This is a genomic window from Arthrobacter sp. NicSoilB8 (assembly GCF_019977355.1).
Lineage (GTDB): Bacteria > Actinomycetota > Actinomycetes > Actinomycetales > Micrococcaceae > Arthrobacter.
In genome coordinates, this window is the sequence record NZ_AP024655.1 from 4181206 (window position 1) to 4201132 (window position 19927).

18 protein-coding genes are annotated in these 19927 nt (G+C 65.9%); 11 read left to right on the top strand and 7 right to left on the bottom strand.

All coding sequences use genetic code 11. The features are described from left to right. Positions 1 to 69 precede the first annotated feature (69 nt). From LDO15_RS18875 to LDO15_RS18905, 7 genes are all read right to left on the bottom strand, one after another. Complete coding sequence (locus tag LDO15_RS18875; RefSeq protein ID WP_223981133.1) at positions 70 to 456, bottom strand: VOC family protein; 387 nt, start codon at positions 454 to 456, stop codon at positions 70 to 72. 172 nt (positions 457 to 628) lie between these two features. After that, positions 629 to 895, bottom strand: coding sequence for a hypothetical protein (locus tag LDO15_RS18880; protein ID WP_223981136.1), 267 nt, complete (start codon positions 893 to 895; stop codon positions 629 to 631). An 83-nt stretch (positions 896 to 978) separates the two neighbouring features. Further along, the gene (locus LDO15_RS18885) at positions 979 to 1617 is read right to left on the bottom strand and encodes a bifunctional 4-hydroxy-2-oxoglutarate aldolase/2-dehydro-3-deoxy-phosphogluconate aldolase (protein ID WP_223981138.1); all 639 of its coding nucleotides are present in this window, start codon (positions 1615 to 1617) and stop codon (positions 979 to 981) included. A gap of 72 nt (positions 1618 to 1689) precedes the next feature. Continuing rightward, complete coding sequence (locus LDO15_RS18890; protein WP_223981140.1) at positions 1690 to 2649, bottom strand: sugar kinase; 960 nt, start codon at positions 2647 to 2649, stop codon at positions 1690 to 1692. Continuing rightward, positions 2646 to 3554 carry a carbohydrate ABC transporter permease gene (locus LDO15_RS18895; protein WP_223981142.1) on the bottom strand — a complete coding sequence of 303 codons (909 nt, stop codon included), beginning with the start codon at positions 3552 to 3554 and terminating at the stop codon, positions 2646 to 2648. The genes LDO15_RS18890 and LDO15_RS18895 overlap by 4 nt, the downstream gene beginning before the upstream one ends. 2 nt (positions 3555 to 3556) lie before the next feature. Next, positions 3557 to 4561 (bottom strand): sugar ABC transporter permease, encoded by a 1005-nt coding sequence (locus tag LDO15_RS18900; RefSeq protein ID WP_223981144.1) that lies wholly within the window; start codon positions 4559 to 4561, stop codon positions 3557 to 3559. Positions 4562 to 4640: 79 nt separating this feature from the next. Further along, positions 4641 to 5933, bottom strand: coding sequence for an ABC transporter substrate-binding protein (locus LDO15_RS18905; RefSeq protein WP_223981146.1), 1293 nt, complete (start codon positions 5931 to 5933; stop codon positions 4641 to 4643). A gap of 271 nt (positions 5934 to 6204) precedes the next feature. On the opposite strand from LDO15_RS18905, the gene LDO15_RS18910 reads away from it, so the two are divergent. From LDO15_RS18910 to arfB, 11 genes are all read left to right on the top strand, one after another. After that, positions 6205 to 7227, top strand: coding sequence for a LacI family DNA-binding transcriptional regulator (locus LDO15_RS18910; protein WP_223981148.1), 1023 nt, complete (start codon positions 6205 to 6207; stop codon positions 7225 to 7227). A gap of 9 nt (positions 7228 to 7236) precedes the next feature. After that, the gene (locus tag LDO15_RS18915) at positions 7237 to 8247 is read left to right on the top strand and encodes a Gfo/Idh/MocA family oxidoreductase (RefSeq protein WP_223981150.1); all 1011 of its coding nucleotides are present in this window, start codon (positions 7237 to 7239) and stop codon (positions 8245 to 8247) included. Positions 8248 to 8264: 17 nt separating this feature from the next. Continuing rightward, positions 8265 to 9899: a CoA-transferase gene (locus LDO15_RS18920; protein ID WP_223981153.1), complete on the top strand. Its 1635-nt coding sequence runs from the start codon at positions 8265 to 8267 to the stop codon at positions 9897 to 9899. Positions 9900 to 9932: 33 nt separating this feature from the next. Further along, the gene (locus tag LDO15_RS18925; protein WP_223981156.1) at positions 9933 to 12200 is read left to right on the top strand and encodes a GMC family oxidoreductase; all 2268 of its coding nucleotides are present in this window, start codon (positions 9933 to 9935) and stop codon (positions 12198 to 12200) included. Further along, a complete protein-coding gene (locus tag LDO15_RS18930; RefSeq protein WP_223981159.1) occupies positions 12197 to 13021 on the top strand; it encodes an enoyl-CoA hydratase/isomerase family protein in 825 nt (274 codons plus the stop codon). Before LDO15_RS18925 ends, LDO15_RS18930 begins: the two co-directional genes overlap by 4 nt. A 42-nt stretch (positions 13022 to 13063) precedes the next feature. After that, on the top strand, positions 13064 to 14581 hold the full coding sequence (locus LDO15_RS18935) for an aldehyde dehydrogenase family protein (protein WP_223981162.1): 1518 nt from the start codon (positions 13064 to 13066) through the stop codon (positions 14579 to 14581). 30 nt (positions 14582 to 14611) lie between these two features. Next, positions 14612 to 15829, top strand: coding sequence for a glycoside hydrolase family 88 protein (locus LDO15_RS18940; protein WP_223981164.1), 1218 nt, complete (start codon positions 14612 to 14614; stop codon positions 15827 to 15829). Further along, positions 15826 to 17451 carry a GMC family oxidoreductase gene (locus LDO15_RS18945; RefSeq protein WP_223981167.1) on the top strand — a complete coding sequence of 542 codons (1626 nt, stop codon included), beginning with the start codon at positions 15826 to 15828 and terminating at the stop codon, positions 17449 to 17451. The genes LDO15_RS18940 and LDO15_RS18945 overlap by 4 nt, the downstream gene beginning before the upstream one ends. Positions 17452 to 17598: 147 nt before the next feature. Then, positions 17599 to 18621, top strand: a complete 1023-nt coding sequence (locus LDO15_RS18950; protein WP_223981170.1) for a LacI family DNA-binding transcriptional regulator — start codon at positions 17599 to 17601, stop codon at positions 18619 to 18621. Between the two features lie 67 nt (positions 18622 to 18688). Next, a complete protein-coding gene (locus tag LDO15_RS18955; RefSeq protein ID WP_223981173.1) occupies positions 18689 to 19234 on the top strand; it encodes a heme-degrading domain-containing protein in 546 nt (181 codons plus the stop codon). 63 nt (positions 19235 to 19297) lie between these two features. Then, positions 19298 to 19720: an alternative ribosome rescue aminoacyl-tRNA hydrolase ArfB gene (gene arfB, locus LDO15_RS18960; protein WP_223981175.1), complete on the top strand. Its 423-nt coding sequence runs from the start codon at positions 19298 to 19300 to the stop codon at positions 19718 to 19720. The last annotated feature ends 207 nt before the right edge of the window (positions 19721 to 19927 follow it).

Below are 19927 nucleotides of genomic sequence, written 5' to 3' on the forward strand. Positions count from 1 at the left end.
TACGCCGGTTGTGCCCGCAGAGCCACGGCATATTTCAGCGCCCACATTGTCAGGCTCGGCAAGCCCGGCCTATTGGCGGCTTTGCATGTCCTTGGCCGGAATCTCCTGGATCACCCAGCGGTTGCCGTCGGGATCGCTGAAATACGCGAAGGCAAACCCGCCCATGTCCTGTGCCTCACTGACGGGCGCGCCTCGTAGGAGCAGCTCGCTCCGGGCGGCATCCATGTCCGGGACAACCAGCTGGAGGCCTTCCAGGCTGCCGGGGACCATGCTGGTCATCCCGGTTCCGATGACAATGGAGGTTGCTGAACCGGGCGGGGTGAGCTGGACGACCCGCATTCCGGGGATGTGTTTGACGTCGTGATCCAGCACGAAGCCGAGCTTGTCGGTGTAGAAGGCCTTGGCCCGGTCCACGTCGGAGACGGGTACCTGGACGACCTCGAGGCGGAGTTCCATGTCCGTTACCCTACGGCACAACCCGGCACCTGAGGCCAGGGTTTCGTCGATCGTCCGGCCCTCGTTCGCAGGTCGACGGCTCAAGCCCGGGCTCTCTGGTCGAGGGGGATGTTCGCGTCAACCGGCTGAGTCGTGCCCCAGACACCTGCCAGGGTCCGATGCGTCCGGGCAGTCAGTGCGCCCTGGTGAAGTTGTTCAGGGCGTAATCGAGGACGGCTGAGAAGTCGTCCGCTTCTACGGCATCCACATAGCGGGCATGGGGCAGCGGGTCGCACCTGAAAGTGACGGGTCGGCCGAGGTACGGCGTCCAGATGGTTGCCACCGGCTGTCCATAGTTATCCAGGGCTACCCACTCGCCGGGCCCTGTCCTGCGGGCTTGTCCCAGGTGCGCCGTGGCCGGGCTGGTGAAATGATCTTGGGACGGGTGGAATGCCGTCATTTCTATGACTCCGTTCTTGGTCTGGCTGACTGTTTTTGCCGTCCACAGGGCCGCCTACGTCCACCGGCCCGCCGTCGGTGGGACTACACGCCTGTGGTGGTCCTCGTGGTCGATGCAAGAAGTTCCCGGACCGCGGCGGCCCCGGCGTCGGAGGAGAAGTCGGAACTCAGTCCTACGACGCTGACCCCGGCGGACAGGTAGGTGCCGGCCGTTGCTGCTTTCATACCGCCCGTGGCCACGAAGTGCACGTCCGGGAACGGCCCCTTCATGGCCTTGACCCAGTCGGGACCGAGAACCGAGGCGGGGAACGCTTTGAGCCAGGCAAGGCCGAAGGCCCGCGCACGGAGTATCTCGCTCGCGGTGGCCACGCCCGGGAGGTGCGGGATGCCACGGCGGATGCTCTCTTGGATGATTCCTTCATCCAAGCCTGGGGAAACCGTGAAAGACGCGTTGGCCGAAGCTGCGGCGTCCAGTTGCTCGATTCGGACAATGGTTCCGGCGCCCACAGCTGCGCCGCGTTCCGCCGCGGCCCTCGCGACGGCGGCAAGCGCGGGGACAGCTTCAGGTGTTTCGATCGTGACTTCGACGTGCTGCACACCGGCGTCCCAGGCCCTGCTGGCGGAGCGGACTGCTTCGGCCGGTGTCAGGCCACGGAGCACGGCAATGACGGGTACCCGGAAGAAGTCGTCGGCAAACCAGTCGTTCAGCAGTGTGTGTTCCAAGGTGTTCTCTTTCTGTGGTGTTGCCAGATGGTGCGGCGGCGTGAAGTTCCCCTCGCGGGTAGCCCGGTGCCGTCAGCCCACGCTTGTGTGACGCTGCCCGGCGTCGTCGTTGCGGGGTCTGGTTCCGTGCCCGGGCCGGAAGTCGGCACGGGTGCCCAGGGTCCATGCAGCAAGAGAATGCCCCAGGCCCAGCCTGTCCTCAGGTTTGTCCCCGCGAAGAAGCCCGGCCAGATAGCCGGCCGCGAACGCGTCGCCCGCGCCCACAGGCTCGACGACGTCGACGCGGCGGGCCGGCATCCGATAGGCGCTCTCGCCCACGCCCTGTTCCCGGACAAATTCGACCGCCTCGCTTGCCGCGTCCTTGACGACCAGATGACGGGGGCCGGGAAGGAGGACCGAAACCTGTTCGGCGGTGGTGCAGCCCCATAAGGTTTCTGCTTCATCCAGCCCCACGAGGACCACTGTTGCCCTGCCGGCCAGCTCCAAAAGACGCGGTCCGGCGACGTCGACGCCCCACAGGGCGGGGCGGTAGTTGACGTCGAAGGAGACCCTGTAGCCCTTCGCGCTGGCCTGGGCGAGGAGGTGCGCCGTCAGCGCCGCGCAGCTGGCGGACAGTGCGGCGTTGATGCCGCTGGTGTGGATCCAGCCGGTCTGCTCGAGCGGCCATCCGCCGGAATCCTCCGGCGCCATGGCCGAGGCCGCCGACCCGGCCCGGTAGTAAAGCGTCCTGGCACCGTGGCCCAGATCGGGGTCCTTGAAGTACACGCCCGTGGGGGCGGTGCTGTCGCGGGCGACCAGGCTGACGTCGACGCCCCGGGCGGCCAGGCCGTCCGCGATCCGGTCACCGAACGGGTCCTGGCCGAGGCGGCTGGCCCATCCGGTGCTGTACCCGAATTCGGCCAGATGCGCAGCGACGTTGGACTCTGCTCCGCCGAAGCCCAGCAGGCATTCCCCGGCCCGGCTGAGGGGTTCGGCTTTCGCGGGAGTAATCACGGCCATGGTTTCTCCCACGCAGAGCACGTCCAGGCTCATTTGACGGCTCCTGCGGTGAGGCCGCTGACGAAGAACCTGCCCAGGACGAGGTAGAGCAGGACCGTGGGGGCTGCGACCAGCACTGCGCCGGCCATCAGCTCGGAGTAGTCAACGGTGGTTGTTCCGATGAGGTTGTTCAGGGTCACTGTGGCAGGCCACGCGGCCGGGGAAGCGAGGATGAAGCCGAAGAGAAAGTCATTCCAGATGTTGGTGCACTGGAAGATGCCCGCCACGACGAAGCCCGGCACGGAAAGCGGGAGCATCACGCGAAAATACGTTTGCCAGATCCCGGCGCCGTCGATGGATGCCGCTTCGATGATGGCGTTGGGAATGCCCTCGTAGTAGTTGCGGAAGATCAGGGTCGTGATCGGAATGCCGTAGATGATGTGGACCAGGATCAGCCCGAACAGACTGCCCTGCAGGTGCAGCATGTTCAGGAACTGGAAGACCGGGATGATGACGGCCTGGAACGGGATGAACATGCCCACCAGCAGAACTGTGAAAAGGGCGTTTGACCCTCTGAACGGGAACTTGGACAGGATGTATCCGTTGATCGATCCCAGCATGCAGGAAATCAGGGCGGCGGGAATTGTGATCTGTAGCGAATTCGCCAGCGATCCGTGAAGTTTCGTCCAGGCGCCTTTGAACGCGTCGAGGCTTGGCGCGTCGGGGAACGCAAGGAAGAAGTTCGGAGCGCCGGTGCTTCCGGACAGGGCCGTGACGATGATGACATAGACGGGCACGAGCATTCCCAGGGTGGCGATCGAGCACACCGCTAGGACAATCCACCCGCCCGCAGTCTTGGGAATGCTCCAGGACCGGGGCTTGGGGGCGAGCTTTCCCTGACGTCCGCGTGTCGGTCGGATGGTTGGGGACGGGGTCGGTTCGAGGGTTTCGACGGCCATTTCTATGCCTTTCGCTCTTTCCGGTATCCGCGTACGAGGTAGGGGACGATCACGACGAGAGTCAGGAGGAGAAGGATGATCGCCATTGCCGAGGCTTTGTCGTAACGGCTGGTGAGGTAGTTGTAGATGTAAATGCCGGGCACGTCGGTGACGAATCCGGGGCCCGAACCTGACATTGCGACGACAAGATCGAAGATCTTCAAGGCCACGTGAAGCAGGAGCACAAAACAGGTAATCGTGGAGGGCCACAGCTGGGGCAGCACGATGTAGCGCAGTCGCTGCCAGAGGTTGGCGCCGTCGACGTTGGCCGCTTCGAGGTGTTCTTCCGGGATGGAAGCCAGTCCGGCAAGGTACATGGCCATCGCGAAGCCGACGAGCTGCCACGCTGCGGCGAAGATGATGGGCAACAGCGCGACGGGGACTCCGATCTGGACTTTCAGGAAGTCCGTCCCGGAGGGGTCGTTCAGGGCGCCAAGGATTGTGGGGTCTGTGGTCCAGCCCGGCGGGTTTTCAATTCCCATGCTCCGCAGGATCTCGTTGACCCCGGTGGAGGGCGAGAAGATCCAGCGCCAGGCAACACCGGTCACGATGAAGGACAACGCGTACGGCAGGAGGAATACCGTCCTGAACAGTCCCTTGCCGACCGCGACGTGGTGGATGAACAGGGCCGCGACGAGTCCGCCAAGGATGGCCAGGACAAGGAAGATAACCGTGAAGATCACGACGTTTCGAATGTCCGCCTGGAAGCGCTGTTCCTGGACCAGCTCCCCGTAGGTGGCACCCAGCGGCTGACGGGGGCTCAGATTCGGGCTGGTGCCGATCTTCCAGTTGGAGAGGGAGATGTAGGCGGTGATGCCGATGAAGACGTAGACGAAGAGGAAGCTGACGAGCAGGCTGGGGGCAAAAATCCAGGCCGCCCGGCGGGCTGTCTTGACGTTGTGCGGTAGTCGTTTCCTGGACCGGGGGTCGGGGTCCACCGGTGTTGGCTGTGCTGTTGCTGTTGTCATGTGAGAACTGATCCTGTCCGGGGGTGTGGCTGCAGTGACCCGCAGCCACACCCTTTGCGACTTGGTTGGCTGACCGGTACTAGAGCTGGGTCTTCTGCGCCTGCGTCATGCTGGCGGCAAAGGCAGCCACGTTTCCGCTGCCGTTGAAAGTGGAAACAGCATCGGCGTAGGTCTGGGCGAACTCGGCCGAGGCGGCCTGGCCGTGGGCCAGCGAGGAAACCACTGCCGCGGACTTGAAACTCGTGGCGGCCTCCTGCTGATACTTCGAAAGACCCGAAATGTCAGCGTTGGTCAGCGCCGGGATGGATCCCTTCTTGGCCGCGAACTCTGTCTGGATCTTGGGGTCCATCAGGGTCTTCAGCCAGGCCTTTGCGGCATCGGCATGCGGGACATTGTTTGCCGGGATGGAGAACCCGTCGCCCACATAATCAAAGACATCCGCTTTGCCGGGGAAGGTGGCCCAGGCGAAGTCCGTGCCTGGCTTCTTGCCGGAGTTGACCATCTCGCCGTACGCCCAGTCACCCATGAGGTTGACGGCGCAGGCGCCACTGGCCATCTTCTTTGCCGCTTCATCCCAGGTCATGGCGGAGTGGTCCTTGTTGGCGAGGGAGAGGAGCGTCTTGTAGTCCTCCAGCGCCTGCTTCACCTCGGGAGCATCGAAGGAGTATTCGTTGGTGAACAGCTTCTTCCAGTTTTCCGCCCCCGCCCGGGACATGATGAGGGATTCCAGCAGTTCCGCTGACGCGAAGATGTCCTTATCGCCGAGGCATACCGGAGTGGTTCCGCTGGCCTGCACCTGTTTGAGGCCACTGATTAGTCCGTCGACGCCGGCGGCCGGGTCGATCGTGACGTTCGCCTTGGAGAGCACGGCAGGGTTGGTCCAGAGGACGTTTCCGCGGTGGACGCCGATCGGAACGGTGTAGTACTTGCCGTCGACCTGCTGGGCTTCTGCTACATCCTTCGGCATCTGGGATGCCCAGTTGCCCTGGGTCCACAGCTCCGTCAGGTCGGCGACCTGTCCGCCGTCAACGTAGCTCTTCAGCTGCCCGGCGGGATGCACCTGCCAGGAATCCGGCGGGCTCCCGGCCTGCAACCGTGCCGCAAGTGCCTGCCGTGCGTTGGCGCCGCCGCCGCCGGACACCGCGGCGTTGTCCACCGCCAGGCCCGGCGAGCTCTTCTTCACGCCCTCGATCAGCACGTTGAGGGCATCCGCTTCCGAGCCTGACGTCCACCAGGACGTGAGTTCCAGTTTGTCGGATCCCCCGCTCGTGGAGCTTCCCGCGGGCTGGTTGGCGGAACATCCGGTTACGGCAATGAGGCTTGCTGCCGCCGCGACGGCCAGCGAAATCCTGAGCTTGTTTGGTGCACGCATGACTACTCTCCTTTGGGTTGTCAGACGCCGGATATGGCCCGGCTAGAGCCTGCGTTGTGGTCCAGATTACATAGACTGGTAGATCGATGCAATAGATATACGCAGAAACCATGGGATCAGCCTGAGATCCAGTAGAACTCAAAGCGCCAATCCTTCATAATGCCTGAATTAACAGCAATTATCCGTCAGTAGATTTTGGTAGATCGCTCTACCAGTCTTATTCAAAACATGATAGAAATGATGAATCGAGCCTGAGGGAGGTGTGAAGGCAATGAAAAAAGTGACGTTGAACGACGTGAGCCGGGCTGCCGGAGTGTCTCGATCTACTGCATCCCTGGTGCTGAGGGAAAGTCCCAGGATCCCTGCGGCAACCTCGGACCGTGTACGGCTGGCGATGGCGGAACTGGGCTACGTCTACAACCGGCACGCGGCAAACATGCGGCGCAGCGAGTCCATGACCCTGGGGCTGATCGTGACCGACATCCGGAACCCCTACTTTGCCGGGCTGACCATGACCATCGAAGAGGCAGCCCACGAGGCCGGCTACACCCTCTTCGTCGGATACAGCCGCGATGATGTGGAGCGCCAATACCTGCAGCTCGAATCCATGGTCCAGCAACAAGTTGACGGCATTTTTCTGCTGCCGGCCACGGAGTCGGAACTTGAGCCGGTCTGCGGAATCGTTGACCGCTCGTCAGTACCCGTGCTGCAGATCGCGCGGTTCTTCTCCGAGGAGCTGGACTACGTTGGCCCGGACAACATCGCCGCCGGCCAACAGCTGGGCCGCCACCTGTCCTCTCTTGGAGCAACGTCCGCGGTGCTGATTGGCGGCCCGGAACACTCTTCGGCACGGGTTGAACGCATTAAGGGCCTGGAAAGCGGATTCACCGGAAGCAGCGTGGTTTTCGACGCGTCCCTGTCCGCCGCCACGACCACGAACAATGCTGCAGGAGGCTCCGAGGGCGTGGCCCGCGTGCTTGACCAAGGCATCTGGCCGGACTGCATCATCGCCTACAGCGACGCGGTCGCGCTGGGAATCTACGCCGAACTGCGCCGGCGAAACCTCGAACCCGGCCGGGACGTCTCCGTGGCGAGCTTTGACGACATCGCCATGGCTGAGTTGCTGCTGCCGCCCCTGACCTCGGTTTCCACGTACCCCGAACTGATCGGACGCAAGGCAGCGGAACTGCTGCTGAACCGTATCCGCGACTCCTCGCTGGATCCCCAGCGGGCGGTCATCGAACCCGCCCTGAAAGTCAGAGCCTCCACCGCCCAATGGCGACCCCGAACCTAGGAGAACAGAATGCCAGCACTGAAATGGGGCCTGATCGGCGCCAGCGACATCGCTGCCACGCGGGTCATCGCCGCAATCCATGCCACCGGCGCCGAGGTTGCCGGCGTCGTCAGCGGATCCCCCGAGCGGGCCCGCGACTTCGCGGCGAGCCACGGGCTGCCCCGCAACACCGCCGACCTGGACGAACTGCTGGACTGGGACATCGATGCCGTCTACATCTCGTCCGCCAATGCCTTGCACTTCGACCAGGCAGTCAGGGCGCTCAGGGCCGGGAAGCACGTCCTGTGCGAGAAACCCCTTGCCTTGGGGGCCAGCCAGGCCGAGGCGATGGTCACGCTCGCAGAGGAAACCGGCCTCGTCCTTGCCGCCAACCACCACCTGCCCGGCAGCCCCCTGCACGTCAAAGCCCGTGAACTGGTCGCCGCGGGGGCCATCGGCACAGTCCTCTCGGCCAAGGTCGCCCACGCCGTCCTCCTCCCGGAGCGGCTGCGTGGCTGGCGGCTGGGCCAGGGCATCCCCGGCAGCGGCGTCATCATGGACATCACCTGCCACGACGCGTCGGTCCTGAACCCCCTGCTGGGCGCCCCCGTTGCCGTGACCGCGCTGGCCGTCCGGCAAGCCGGATGGAACACCGGAGGACAGGAGGACGCCGCCATGACCGTCATCCGCTATGAAAACGACGGGCAGGCGCCGGTCCTGGCCCAGACCCACGACTCGTTCACAGTCGGATACGCGGAGACCAGCCTGGAAGTCCACGGCACGGATGGCACCATCCAGATCATCGACGCCATGACCCAGGACACCAAGGGCCAACTGATCCTCACCACCGGAGACGGCACCAGGAGCGTCGACGTCGACTGCTCAGAGGATCTCTACGTCATCGGCCTGCGGGCCTTCACCGCCGCCGTCGAAGGGACCGGGGTGCCCGCGGCCACGGGCCGGGACGGCCTGATGGCCCTCAAGGTCGCCCTGGCAGCCCAGGAATCCGCAATCTCCGGACGCACCGTCCACATCAACTAACAGCCAGGAAGAACACCATGCAGAAAGTACAGATCCTCTCGGGCCGCGAGGCAGCGGACCTCATCAACGACGACGACGTCATCACCGTCAGCTCCTCCAGCGCCCTGGGCTGCCCGGACAGCGTCCTGGCCGGCATCGGTCAGAGGTTCGAGGAAACCTCGCACCCGACCAACCTGACTTCCGTACACCCGATCGCCGCCGGCGACATGTACGGCGTCAAGGGCATCGACCACATCGCCCGGCCGGGCCTGCTGCGCAAGGTCATCGCCGGCTCCTACCCCTCCGGCCCGTCCAGTGCCGAACCGCCCAGGATCTGGCAGATGATCGAACGTGACGAGGTGGAGGCCTACAACTTTCCCTCCGGCGTGATCTACCAGATGCACCGCACCGCCGCCGCGAAGCAGCCCGGCGTCTTCACCCAGGTAGGGCTCGACACCTTTATCGACCCCCGGCTGCAGGGCGGCCGCATGAACGGGACCACCCCCGCCGCCCATGTCGAAACCGCCACTGTGGCCGGACAGGAATGGCTCTTCTTCCCCTCGGTCATCCCCAACGTGGCCATCATCCGCGCCACCACCGCCGATGAATACGGCAACCTGACCTTTGAGGACGAAGGCTCGCCGCTGGGGGCCCTGGACCTGGCCTACGCCTCGCACAATAACGGAGGCATCGTCATCGCCCAGGTCAAGCGCATGGCGGAGGCCGGGAGCCTGCACCCCCAGCGCGTTTTGGTGCCCGGCATCCTTGTGGACGCCGTTGTGATCGCCGAAGACCAGCTCCAGACCACCCTGACCCCCAATGACCCTGCCATCTCCGGGCAGCTGCGCCGGCCCCTGAGCTCCCTCCCGCACGTCGGCTTCTCCCTCGAAAAGATCACCGCACGCCGGGCAGCCCAGGAACTAAAGGCCGGCGAGATCGTCAACCTCGGCTTCGGCGTCTCGGCGCTGGTGCCGCACATCCTGGTGGAGGAAGACCAGGGCCGGGAAGTCAGCTGGGTCATCGAACAGGGTGCCGTCGGCGGCATCCCGCTGCTGGACTTCGCCTTCGGCTGCGCCCAGAACCCGGACGCGATCATGCCCAGCATCGACCAGTTCACTCTCCTTCAGGGCGGCGGCTTCCACCGCTCGCTGCTCTCCTTCCTGGAGATCGACCGCCACGGCAACGTCAACGTCCACCACTTGCCCAAGAAGCGCCACGTCACCGCCGGCGTCGGCGGCTTCGCCGACATCACTTCCTCCGCCCCGGAGATCGTCTTCATGGGCGCCTTCACTGCCGGACGCCGTGACATTGGGGCCAGCGAGATGGGCCTGGACATCCGCTCCGACGGGCCCTTCACCAAGCTCGTCAACGACGTCTCCGCCGTCACCTTCTCCGGGCCCAGGGCCCTCGCCCGCGGCCAAAAGGTCAAATACATCACCGAACGCGCCGTGCTGGAACTGACCCCTGGAGGCCTGGTCGTGACCGAAATCGCTCCCGGCGTCGACCTGCAAAAGGACGTCCTGGACCGCTGCGAGTTCCCGCTGATCGTCTCCGACCGCCTGCGCACGATGGATCTCGCCCTCTTCGCCGACGCCCCTGTTGGCATCAGTCTTCCAACGCTGCCGCTGCACGAGCGGATCGAGCAGCGCACTTCCTCCCTGGCCGCGCGCTGACGCCCGGCCGACACGCCTGAAAGGACTCCTGCGATGAAAAGCTTCCGCATTCTGACCCCCTACGAAACCGAGCTTGCCGACGCCCTGTTCGAGACCATGTTTCCCTCCGACGGCGACAGCCCTGACGTCCGCGAGGCCGGGGTTACCGAATACCTGGACCTGACCCTCGAAGGTTACGGACGCAAGGACCTGCCCAAATACCAATGGCTCTTCGGCGCCCTCGACCGCTACGCCGAAGACAAGCACGGCAGGAACTTCGCCGCGCTGACCCTGGACGAACGCATGGATGTCCTGGCGCTGCTCGAGCAGGGCGAACTGACCGAAACACTGCCCATGAAGGACCAAAGGGACCTGTTCGGTCTCGTCGTGGCCCACCTGCAGGAGGGCCTGTTCGCCGACCCGGCCCACGGAGGAAACAAGAATGCCGTCGGCTGGAAGTTCCTCAAGCACCCCGGAGTGTGGCTGGAGAATTCCGCCGAGGAGAACCTCAGCGCCGAGCACGTGACCAAGGGCGGTGTCATCAAGACCCTCGCCGACGCAATGCAGGAAATCCCCCGCGACACAGAAGGCCACCGGCTCAAGCAGCTCGGCTACGAGAATGCCGTGAACCCGCAGATGACGGACGAGGTGGATGTCCTGCTCGTCGGTGTCGGCGCCATGGGCGGGCTCAGCGCCCAGGTCTTCGCAGAGGCCGGACTCAGCGTGGTCGGCCTCGAGGCAGGCCCGTTCCGTCCGCTCGACGAATTCCTCCCGGACGAACTAGAGCACGCCTACTACACCCGAGGCGGGCTGGGGCCCAAGTTCCAGCAGGAAACGCCCCGCTGGCGCGAATCCGCCGACGACGAAGAGAGCCGCGAGGCTACCTTCTCGCTGGGCCGCATGGTCAACGGCGTTGGCGGGTCGGCGGGGCACTACGGGTCCTGGCTGCGCCGCTTCCATCCCTGGCAGTTCGCGCCCAAGAGCCACTACGACGGGCTGTACGGACCCGATGCGCTGCCGGAGGATTGCACCCTGGCGGACTGGCCCGTCAGCTACGAGGATCTGGAACCGTTTTACACCAAGCTCGAACACCTGATCGGCATCGCGGGCGACGAGTCCAACCCGTTCATCAAGCGCAGCAAGCCGCTCCCGCTTCCGCCGACCCGCCCGTTCATCCTGGGCAACAAGTTCACGGAAGCCACCGCGGCCGCGGGACTACACCCGCACCCTGTCCCGGTCGGATTCACCACCGAGTCCTACGGCGGCCGCCCCGCCACCGGGTACAGTGCCTGGAACAACGGCCTGGGCTCCTTCCGCGGCGACCGCTGGCACCCCGGCCTCGGCCCCGTGCCGGCCGCCATCGAAACCGGGAACTTTGAGCTGCGCACCCACTCCCGCGTCACCCGGATCATCATGGATGACTCCGGCGCCGCCCGCGGCGTGGAATGGGTCGATCCCCTCGGCCGCGTCCGGCGTCAGTATGCCCGTGCCGTCATTCTCTCGGCCTACACCTACGAGAACCTGCGCCTGATGTACCTCTCCGCGGATTCCCGGCACGAGAACGGCCTCGGCAACAACACCGGCCAGCTGGGCCTGCACTACATGACCAAAATGTTCGGCCACGTCGACGCACTGTTCCCGGGCACCGAGTTCAACCGTCACACCGGTCCGGCCGCTCAGGGCGTCGTCCTGGACGACTACCTCTCCCCCGCGTTCCGGTCCCTGGACCACGGCTTCATCGGCGGCGCCACCCTCGGCGCCGAACAGCAGGCCTTGCCGTTGCAAATCGCCCGCGAAACCCTCCCCGAGGACGTCCGCCGCTGGGGCTCCGGCTACCGGGACCACCTGAAACTCTGGTCCCAGCAGGGCGTGATCAGGATCCAGCCCGACGCCCTTCCCTACGCCTCGCACCGCCTGGAAATCGACCCCCGGCACCGCGACTCCTCAGGACTTGGGATGCCGCTGGTCCGCGTGACCTACCGGCTCCGCGAGAACGAGCGCCGGCTCGCTGCCTGGATGGCTGACCGGGCCACCGGGCTGCTCAAGGATATGGGCGCCACCAAGACGTGGCAGGGCCCGTACTTCACCGGCGTCGGGTCCAGCCACGATCTCGGCGGCGCCCGGTTCGGCCACGATCCCGCCGCCACCGTGCTGGATGAGAACCTCGCCGTCCACGACACCCGCAACCTCTACATGTACTCCGGTGCCGCCTTCCCCAGCTGCCCCGGCATCAACCCGACGCTGACCATCTGGGCGATCGTCATGCGCGCGGCCGAACACCTCGCCGGCGAGCTCGGCGGCCGGCGAAAGGACCAGCCATGAGCACCGACACCGCTTCCGTGGCAGGACGGCTCACCGACGAAGCCAGCGGACAGGTCACGGTCGGCTACTCCGCAGACGGCCACACGGCCACCATCCTGATCGACAGGGCATCGAAGCTGAACGCCCTGACCCTGGGACTTCTCGAAGACCTCGCCGCTGCCGTCCGGGATGTTGCCGCCTCGCCGGCCCGGCTGGTGATCGTGCGCACCGGCGGGGAGAAGGTCTTCTGCGTCGGTGCGGACATCAATCACTTCGCCGACCTGTCCGCTGCCGGAATGTGGCGGGACTGGATCGCCACTGGCCACCGGACGTTCGACGCCCTGGCCGGACTGCGCCAGCCGAGCATCGCCGTCGTCGACGGTCTCGCATTCGGCGGCGGACTGGAGCTTGCCCTGGCCTGCGACTTCCGCGTGATCGCCGCCGAGGCACGCATTGCCCTGCCCGAGACCGGCCTCGGGACGGTTCCCGGGTGGGGCGGCACCGAACGGGCCACCGAACTTGCCGGCCGGGCACGAGCCAAGGAACTCGTCCTGACCCGCCGCCAGCTTTCCGGCGAGGAAGCCCTCGCCTGGGGACTGGCCACCGCCGTCGCACCCCGGGCCAGTCTGGACCACGCGGTGGCCCGGCTCAGCGCCGAGCTGCTGGCCGGAGCGCCGCTGGCCGTGCAGCTGGGCAAGCAACTGATCGACGCCGCCGCCGACGGCGCCCCCTCCCGCGTGCTGGAGGCCCTCGCCGGCGGGCTGGCCGCGGCCACCGATGACCTGGCCGAGGGCATCGCAGCCTTCCGGGAAAAGCGCGCCGCGCACTTCACTGACCACTAAAGACCGCCCCGCGGACCCACACACTTTCTAAGGACACCTGACATGGAAACCAAGAGCTACACGCTCGACGACGTCGAGCCCACCTACCGGCCGATGATCATCGACGGCGAAGACACCGACGCCCAGAGCAGGCAGACGTTCACCCGGCTAAGCCCCGCCCACGAAATCGAGGTCAGCTCCTTCCCGCAGGGCACACAGGACGACGTCGACCGGGCCGTCACCGCCGCCCGGCAAGCCCTGGAACGCGGCTGGCGGCAGTCCACCGGTTCTGTTCGGTCCAAGCTTCTGCTCAAGGTCGCCGATCTCGTCCGCCGCGACGCCGAGGAGCTGGCGCTGGCAGAGACCCTCGAGACCGGCAAGCCCATCACCCAGTCACGCAACGAAGTCGCCGGCACCGCCGAGTTGTGGGAATACGCGGCCAGTCTTGCCCGCAACACCCAAGGGGAGGCCCACAACGCCCTCGGCCGCGACACCCTGGCCATGGTGGTCCACGAACCCATCGGCGTTGTCGGCATGATTACGCCCTGGAACTTCCCGTTGCTGATCATCAGCCAGAAGCTGCCGTTCGCCCTGGCCGCCGGCAACACGGCCGTGGTCAAGCCCAGTGAAAGCACCTCCGCGACCACCGTGATGCTGGGACGGCTCATCCGAGAAGCGGGCTTCCCGGCCGGTGTGGTCAACATTGTCACCGGTGACCGGGTGGTCGGTGCGGCCATCGCTGAGCACCCGGGCATCGACATGATCAGTTTCACCGGCTCCACCGGCGTCGGCAAGGGCATCGCCTCCGCCGCCGGCCGGGACCTGAAGAAGGTCGAACTCGAACTCGGCGGCAAGAACCCGCAGATCATCACCGCCAACGCCGATTTCACCGCCGCGGTCGACGCCGGTGTCTTCGGCGGATACTTCAACGTCGGCCAGTGCTGCAACTCCGGCAGCCGCCTCATCGTGCACCGCTCCATCGCCGATGAATTCGCCGCCGCCGTCGTCGAACGCGCCCAGCACATGCGCGTCGGTGACCCGCTCAAGGCCGACACGCTCGTCGGGTCCCTTGTCAACGACGCCCAGCTCGCCGTCGTCGAACGCTATGTGGCCGAAGGCCGCGACGCCGGAGCCCACCTTCTCACCGGCGGGGACCGGCTCGACACCGGCCTGAACGGCCGGTTCTTCCAGCCGACCGTCTTCACCGATGTCACGGCAAAGATGTCCATCGCCACCGATGAGATCTTCGGGCCCGTCCTGTCGGTGCTGCCCTACGACACCCTGGAGGAAGCCATCGGAATCGCCAACTCCACCTCCTTCGGGCTCTCCGCCGGGATCTGGAGCAACGACATCAACGAGGCACTCACCGCCGCCCGTGACCTGCGCGCCGGCACCGTGTGGGTCAACCGCTGGATGGACGGTTACCCGGAAGTGCCGTTCGGCGGCTACGGGCACAGCGGAATCGGCAGGGAACTCGGCCGCCAGGCCCTGGCCGAGTTCAGCGAACTCAAGACCATCCAGCTCCAGGTCGGCATCCGCGAAAACCGCTGGGTCGACGCCCCCGACGCCCCCCGCCGCTAAGACACGCACCCCCGAAGGAAAACAGCAGCCATGACAACCACCACCACTTCAGCCCCCGTGCACGCCCCCGCAACGGTCCTGCCGACCATGCTTCCGCTGACCCTCCCCGCCGGATACGAGGTGCCGGCAGCGTTCCGGGAAGCGGCCGGCCGGGCCTGGAAAACCGCCTCAGCGAAAGTGGGCGGACTGATCAGCAGGCACCCGGACCGGTTCCCCCTGTACACCGAAGAAGGCAAGTGGGTGGTCGACGGGGAGGCCTGGACCAACTGGTGCGAGGGCTTCCTCGGCGGCCAACTGTGGATGCTGTCGCGCCGGGCCGACGACGCCGACCGCGGCCGGTTCCGCGGCGCGGCCGAGCACTACTCCGAGCTCATCGAGGAACGTAAGAGCGATGACACCGTTCATGACCTGGGCTTCCTGTTCTGGTCCACGTACCGGCGCTGGTTCGAAGCCACCGGGGACACCACCAAGCGCGACGTCGTCGTCGAGGCCGGACGCACCACCGCCAGCCGCTACCGGGACGCCGGCCGGTACATGCCCAGCTTCCGCCAACCTGACAGCCTGTTCATCGACATCATGATGAACATCCATATGGCCCTTTACGCCGCCCAGCAGACCGGGGACCAGGACATGGCCCGCAAGGCAGTGGACCACTGCCTGACCACCCGCCGTTTCCTCATGCGCGGTGACGGGTCGGCTTCCCACGAAGGCATGTTCGATCTGGAAACCGGCGCCTTCCTGAAACAGACCACCCAGCAGGGCTTCTCCGACGACGGATCCTGGGCCCGCGGGCAGGCGTGGGCCCTTTACGGTTTCGGCACCGTTTACCGGTTCACCGGCGAGCGCCGCTTCCTCGAAACGGCCATCGCGGCCGCCGACTTCTACATCGAAAAGACCGGCGACCGCCTCGTTCCCCCCAACGACTGGGAAGAACCCGCTCCCGTCCGGCCCTACGAGTCCTCTGCCGCCGCCGCGGCGGCAGGCGGCATGTGGCAGCTCGCCGGCCTCGTCCACGACCGCACCAAGGCCCAGGTTTACGCGGACTACGCCGTGGACATCCTCTGCCGCCTCGCCGACGGCGACTTCCTCGCCAGCCCGGACGAGGAATGGGAAGGCGTGCTCAAACACGGTAGCTACCACGAAGGCAAGGACCTGGGCGTGGACGAATCCGTCATGTGGGGCGACTACTGGTTCCTGGACACCGTGGACCAGATTCAGCAGTTCGACGAAGCACAGCGGAGCCGGTGAGCGGCGTGTCCTGGGAAACCATCGACGAGGCACCGCGTCCGGGAGCGCCGGGAGCGCCGGCGCTCCCGGACGAGGTGATCCGCACCGACATCGCCATCATCGGATCCGGCATGGGCGGCGGCACCATGGCCTACGCCCTGAAAGACTCCGGCGCCAAGATCCTCATCATCGAACGCGGCCACCGGCTGCCCGCGGAACCGCAAAACTCCGACCTGGACGAGGTCTATCTCAAAGGCCGCTACAAGAATGCCGACACCTGGTACAACGGCCGCACCGGCGCGCCCTTCAAACCCGGCGTCTACTACTGGGTGGGAGGAAACACCAAGGTCTACGGCGCCTGCCTGCCCCGCTTCCGTGCCAGCGACTTCGAAGAAACCCGGCACCACGACGGGACCTCCCCGGCCTGGCCCTTCAGCTACGCCGACCTCGAGCCGTACTACACACGTGCCGAGCGGCTCTACCAGGTCCGCGGACAAATCGGCGAGGACCCGACCGAACCGGTTCACTCCGAGGCCTACCCCTACCCGGCGCTGGACCACGAACCGGCCATCCAGGCCCTCGCGGACTCGTTGCGGCGCCAGGGCCTGCACCCCTTCCGAATGGCCAACGGGCTGGACGCGGACACCCCCGCAAAGCGCGCCCTCTGCGCCACCAGCGACGGCGCCCCCAGCGAGGCCGGGCTTAAGTCCGACGCCGAAAAGATCGCCATCAATCCGGCGCTCGACGCTGGGGTGGAGCTGCTGACGGACACCCAGATCACCCGCCTCATCCCGGGACCGGACGGGCGCACCATCGCCGCCGCCCTGGCCGAACGCAACGGCCAGATCATCCGCATCGAAGCCGACAAGTTCATCCTCGCCGCCGGTGCCGTGAACTCGGCAGCGCTCCTGCTTCGGTCAGCCACGCAGGAACACCCCCGCGGCCTGGCCAATTCCTCAGGGCTGGTGGGCAGAAACTACATGGTGCACAACAGCACGTTCTTCCTCGGCATCAACCCGTTCAAGGTCAACAGGACCCTGTGGCAGAAGACCCTGGGTCTGAACGACTGGTACGAGGCCGGACCCACCAACCGGTATCCCTTGGGAAACCTGCAGATGCTCGGGAAACTCCGGGCCAGCATGCTCAAAATGGCACGCAGCTGGGCGCCAAACCCCATCCTGAAGGCGATGTCGGACCGGAGCGTCGACATCTACCTCACCACGGAAGACCTGCCCAGCACGACCAACGGCATCAGCGTCGTGGACGGCAAAATCCATGTCTGGTGGGAACCGAACAACCTCGAACCCCACAAGGAACTGGTCCGCCGGGTCAGCCGGGCAGTCCGGAAGGCCGGATATCCGGTGATCTTCATCGAGCGGATGGGCATCGAAACGAACTCCCACCAGTGCGGAACAGCAGTGGCGGGCCACGATCCCCAAACCAGCGTCCTGACCCCGGAGTGCCGCACCCACGATCTGGACAACCTCTGGATCGTGGACAGCTCCTTCTTCCCCTCCTCGGCGGCCCTCAATCCAGCCCTGACCATCGCGGCCAATGCCCTTCGCGTCGCGGACATCCTGCTCGCCGAGGGCAAGACATCCGGCCGGGCACACGAGCCTGCCACGACGACACCCGCGGGATAAGTTTCTGTGACTCTCAACCACAGCACCGTCCGGGCCCGCCGCCCCGGAAGGCGGCGGATGACCCGGGGTTCCGGGGTGACGATTGGTAAAGTCGATACGCGGGGAGCGCCGCTTCTCCGCGTATCGACCCACCGGCAGGATTACAGCATGGCCCCGCGCATCACCCTCGAAGACGTGAGCAAGGCTGCCGGCGTCTCACGTTCAACCGCCTCGCTCGTAGTTCGCGGCGACTCCCGCATCCCGGAGTCCACGGCCGTCAAGGTACGCGAAGCCATGAACACGCTTGGCTATGTCTACAACCGGCAGGCCGCCAACCTGCGGCAAAGCCGGTCCATGACCATCGGGCTCATCGTCACCGAGATCATCAACCCGTACTTCGCCGAGCTGGCCATGGCTGTCGACCAAATCACCCACGACGCCGGATACACGATTTTCATTGGCTACAGCCGTGACCATGCGGACCGACAGCACGAGATCATCGCCTCCATGATTGAACGCCAGGTCGACGGACTTCTCCTGCTCCCCGCCCCCGACACTGATCCGGACAAGCTCGCCAAGCAGGTCAGTGCCGCCAACGTCCCTGTCGTCCTGCTCGCCCGCCGGTTCGCCGGGTTCGACTATGTGGGCAGTGAGAACGTCAAGGGCGCGACGCTCCTTGGACAACACCTCGCGGCTTTGGGCTGCAGGAGCGTGGCATTCCTCGGCGGCCGCGCCGCTTCCTCCCTCGCCGAACGGGAGGAGGGCCTGCGCACATCACTGGAGCCCAGGGGTTGTGAGGTGTGGAGCACGGACGAGCTCCGCAGCGCCATCAGCCCGGAAGGTGGTGCCGCCGCTGTGGGCCGGCTCTTGGACCTGGGCCGCCTGCCCGACGCGATCATCGCCTACAACGACGCCGTCGCCCAAGGCGTCTACGACGAACTGCGCCGCCGCGGACTCGAACCAGGCCGCGACATCGCGGTCGCCTCCTTCGATGACACGCGCATTGCCGCCAGCCAGGTCCCGCCGCTCACGTCCGTAGCAGGATTTCCCCAGGAGATCGGTGCCAAGGGCACAGAGTTGCTGATGAACCGCCTCGCCGACGGAAACGCCGACATGCCAACCCAGCTGGCCCTCATCCAGCCCCAACTGAAAATCCGGTCCTCCACAGCCACCTGGCGACCCCGGACCTGAACACGCCGTGCGCGGCGGCCTCTTCGCGGCCGGACGGCCGGCCCCGAAGACAGGAAAACTTACGCTCATGGTCCACGAAACGATCCTTGCCCCCGAGACAGAATTCGACGCCGACTCGCGGGAGGAGCAGCCTGTAGAGGCGCTGCGCTCGCTCATTCACCGACTCGAGAACGAAGTGGCCGCTCTGCACCTGAGCAGCTTCAGCCAGGCGGACGCTCTTGCCCTGGGCCTGGTGCTCGTGGACCTCGCCACGCAACGCAGCCTCCCGATCGCCATCGACATTCGCCGAAACAGCCACGTCCTCTTCCATGTCTCCCTCCCCGGAGCGACACCCGACAACGACATCTGGATCCAGAGAAAAAGCAGCACAACGGAGCGCTACGCCGAACCGTCACTGCTGGTGGGGCTCAGGGGCCGGCTCGGCGGCGGAAGCCTCGAAGACAACGGATGGTTCGACCAGACGCGCTATGCCTCCCACGGCGGGGCGTTTCCAATTTTTGTGAAGGGTACGGGGCATGTCGCAACGGCAACCGTTTCCGGCCTGGCGCAAAAAGCCGACCATGACCTCGTCGTGGAGGCACTGACTGTGTTCCGCGGCCGCAGCACGGACTAAACAGGCACCCCCGGCAGCGGGGCCGGGGCGTTGATCGCGCCCATACTGTGCAACGCTAGTTGCATGGATCTGGAGGTGTCGCCCGCGCTGACGATTCCCGCGTCGGAACTCGGCTGGCGATTCTCGCGCTCGTCCGGGCCCGGCGGTCAACACGTCAACACCTCGGACAGCCGTGTCGAACTCTCGTGGAACGTCGCCGACTCGGCGGCGCTTTCGGATGCCCAACGGCTGATGCTGATGACGCGCCTCGATCGACGCCTCATCGCCGGGGTGGTCACTGTGACCGCCTCCGAGCAGCGCTCCCAGCTGCGCAATCGCCAGCTCGCCCTGGCCAAGCTCGCCAACCTCGTGGCTGAGGGTCTTGCTCCCGAAGCTGCACCCCGCCGGGCGACCAAACCCACCAAGGGCTCGAACCGTCGGCGCCTCGCCGCCAAGGAACAGCGGGCCGCGACCAAACGGCAACGACAGCGGCCGACCGCCGACTAGCGCCGTCCAGCCGACGGACGTCTGGAGGCGGGCAGCAACCGCGTCTGGTTGGAGGGTGGGCGCCGCCGGCGCAGCAGAACCAGCGGGAGGAGCACCGGGGTCAGCTGGCGTTGTAGAACAGCGCAACGGCGCGGACACCCGTGTCTCGACGACAAACGCTACTCGGGGCGGACGCCGGTTCGGGCGTCACCTCCGCAACCCGACCCT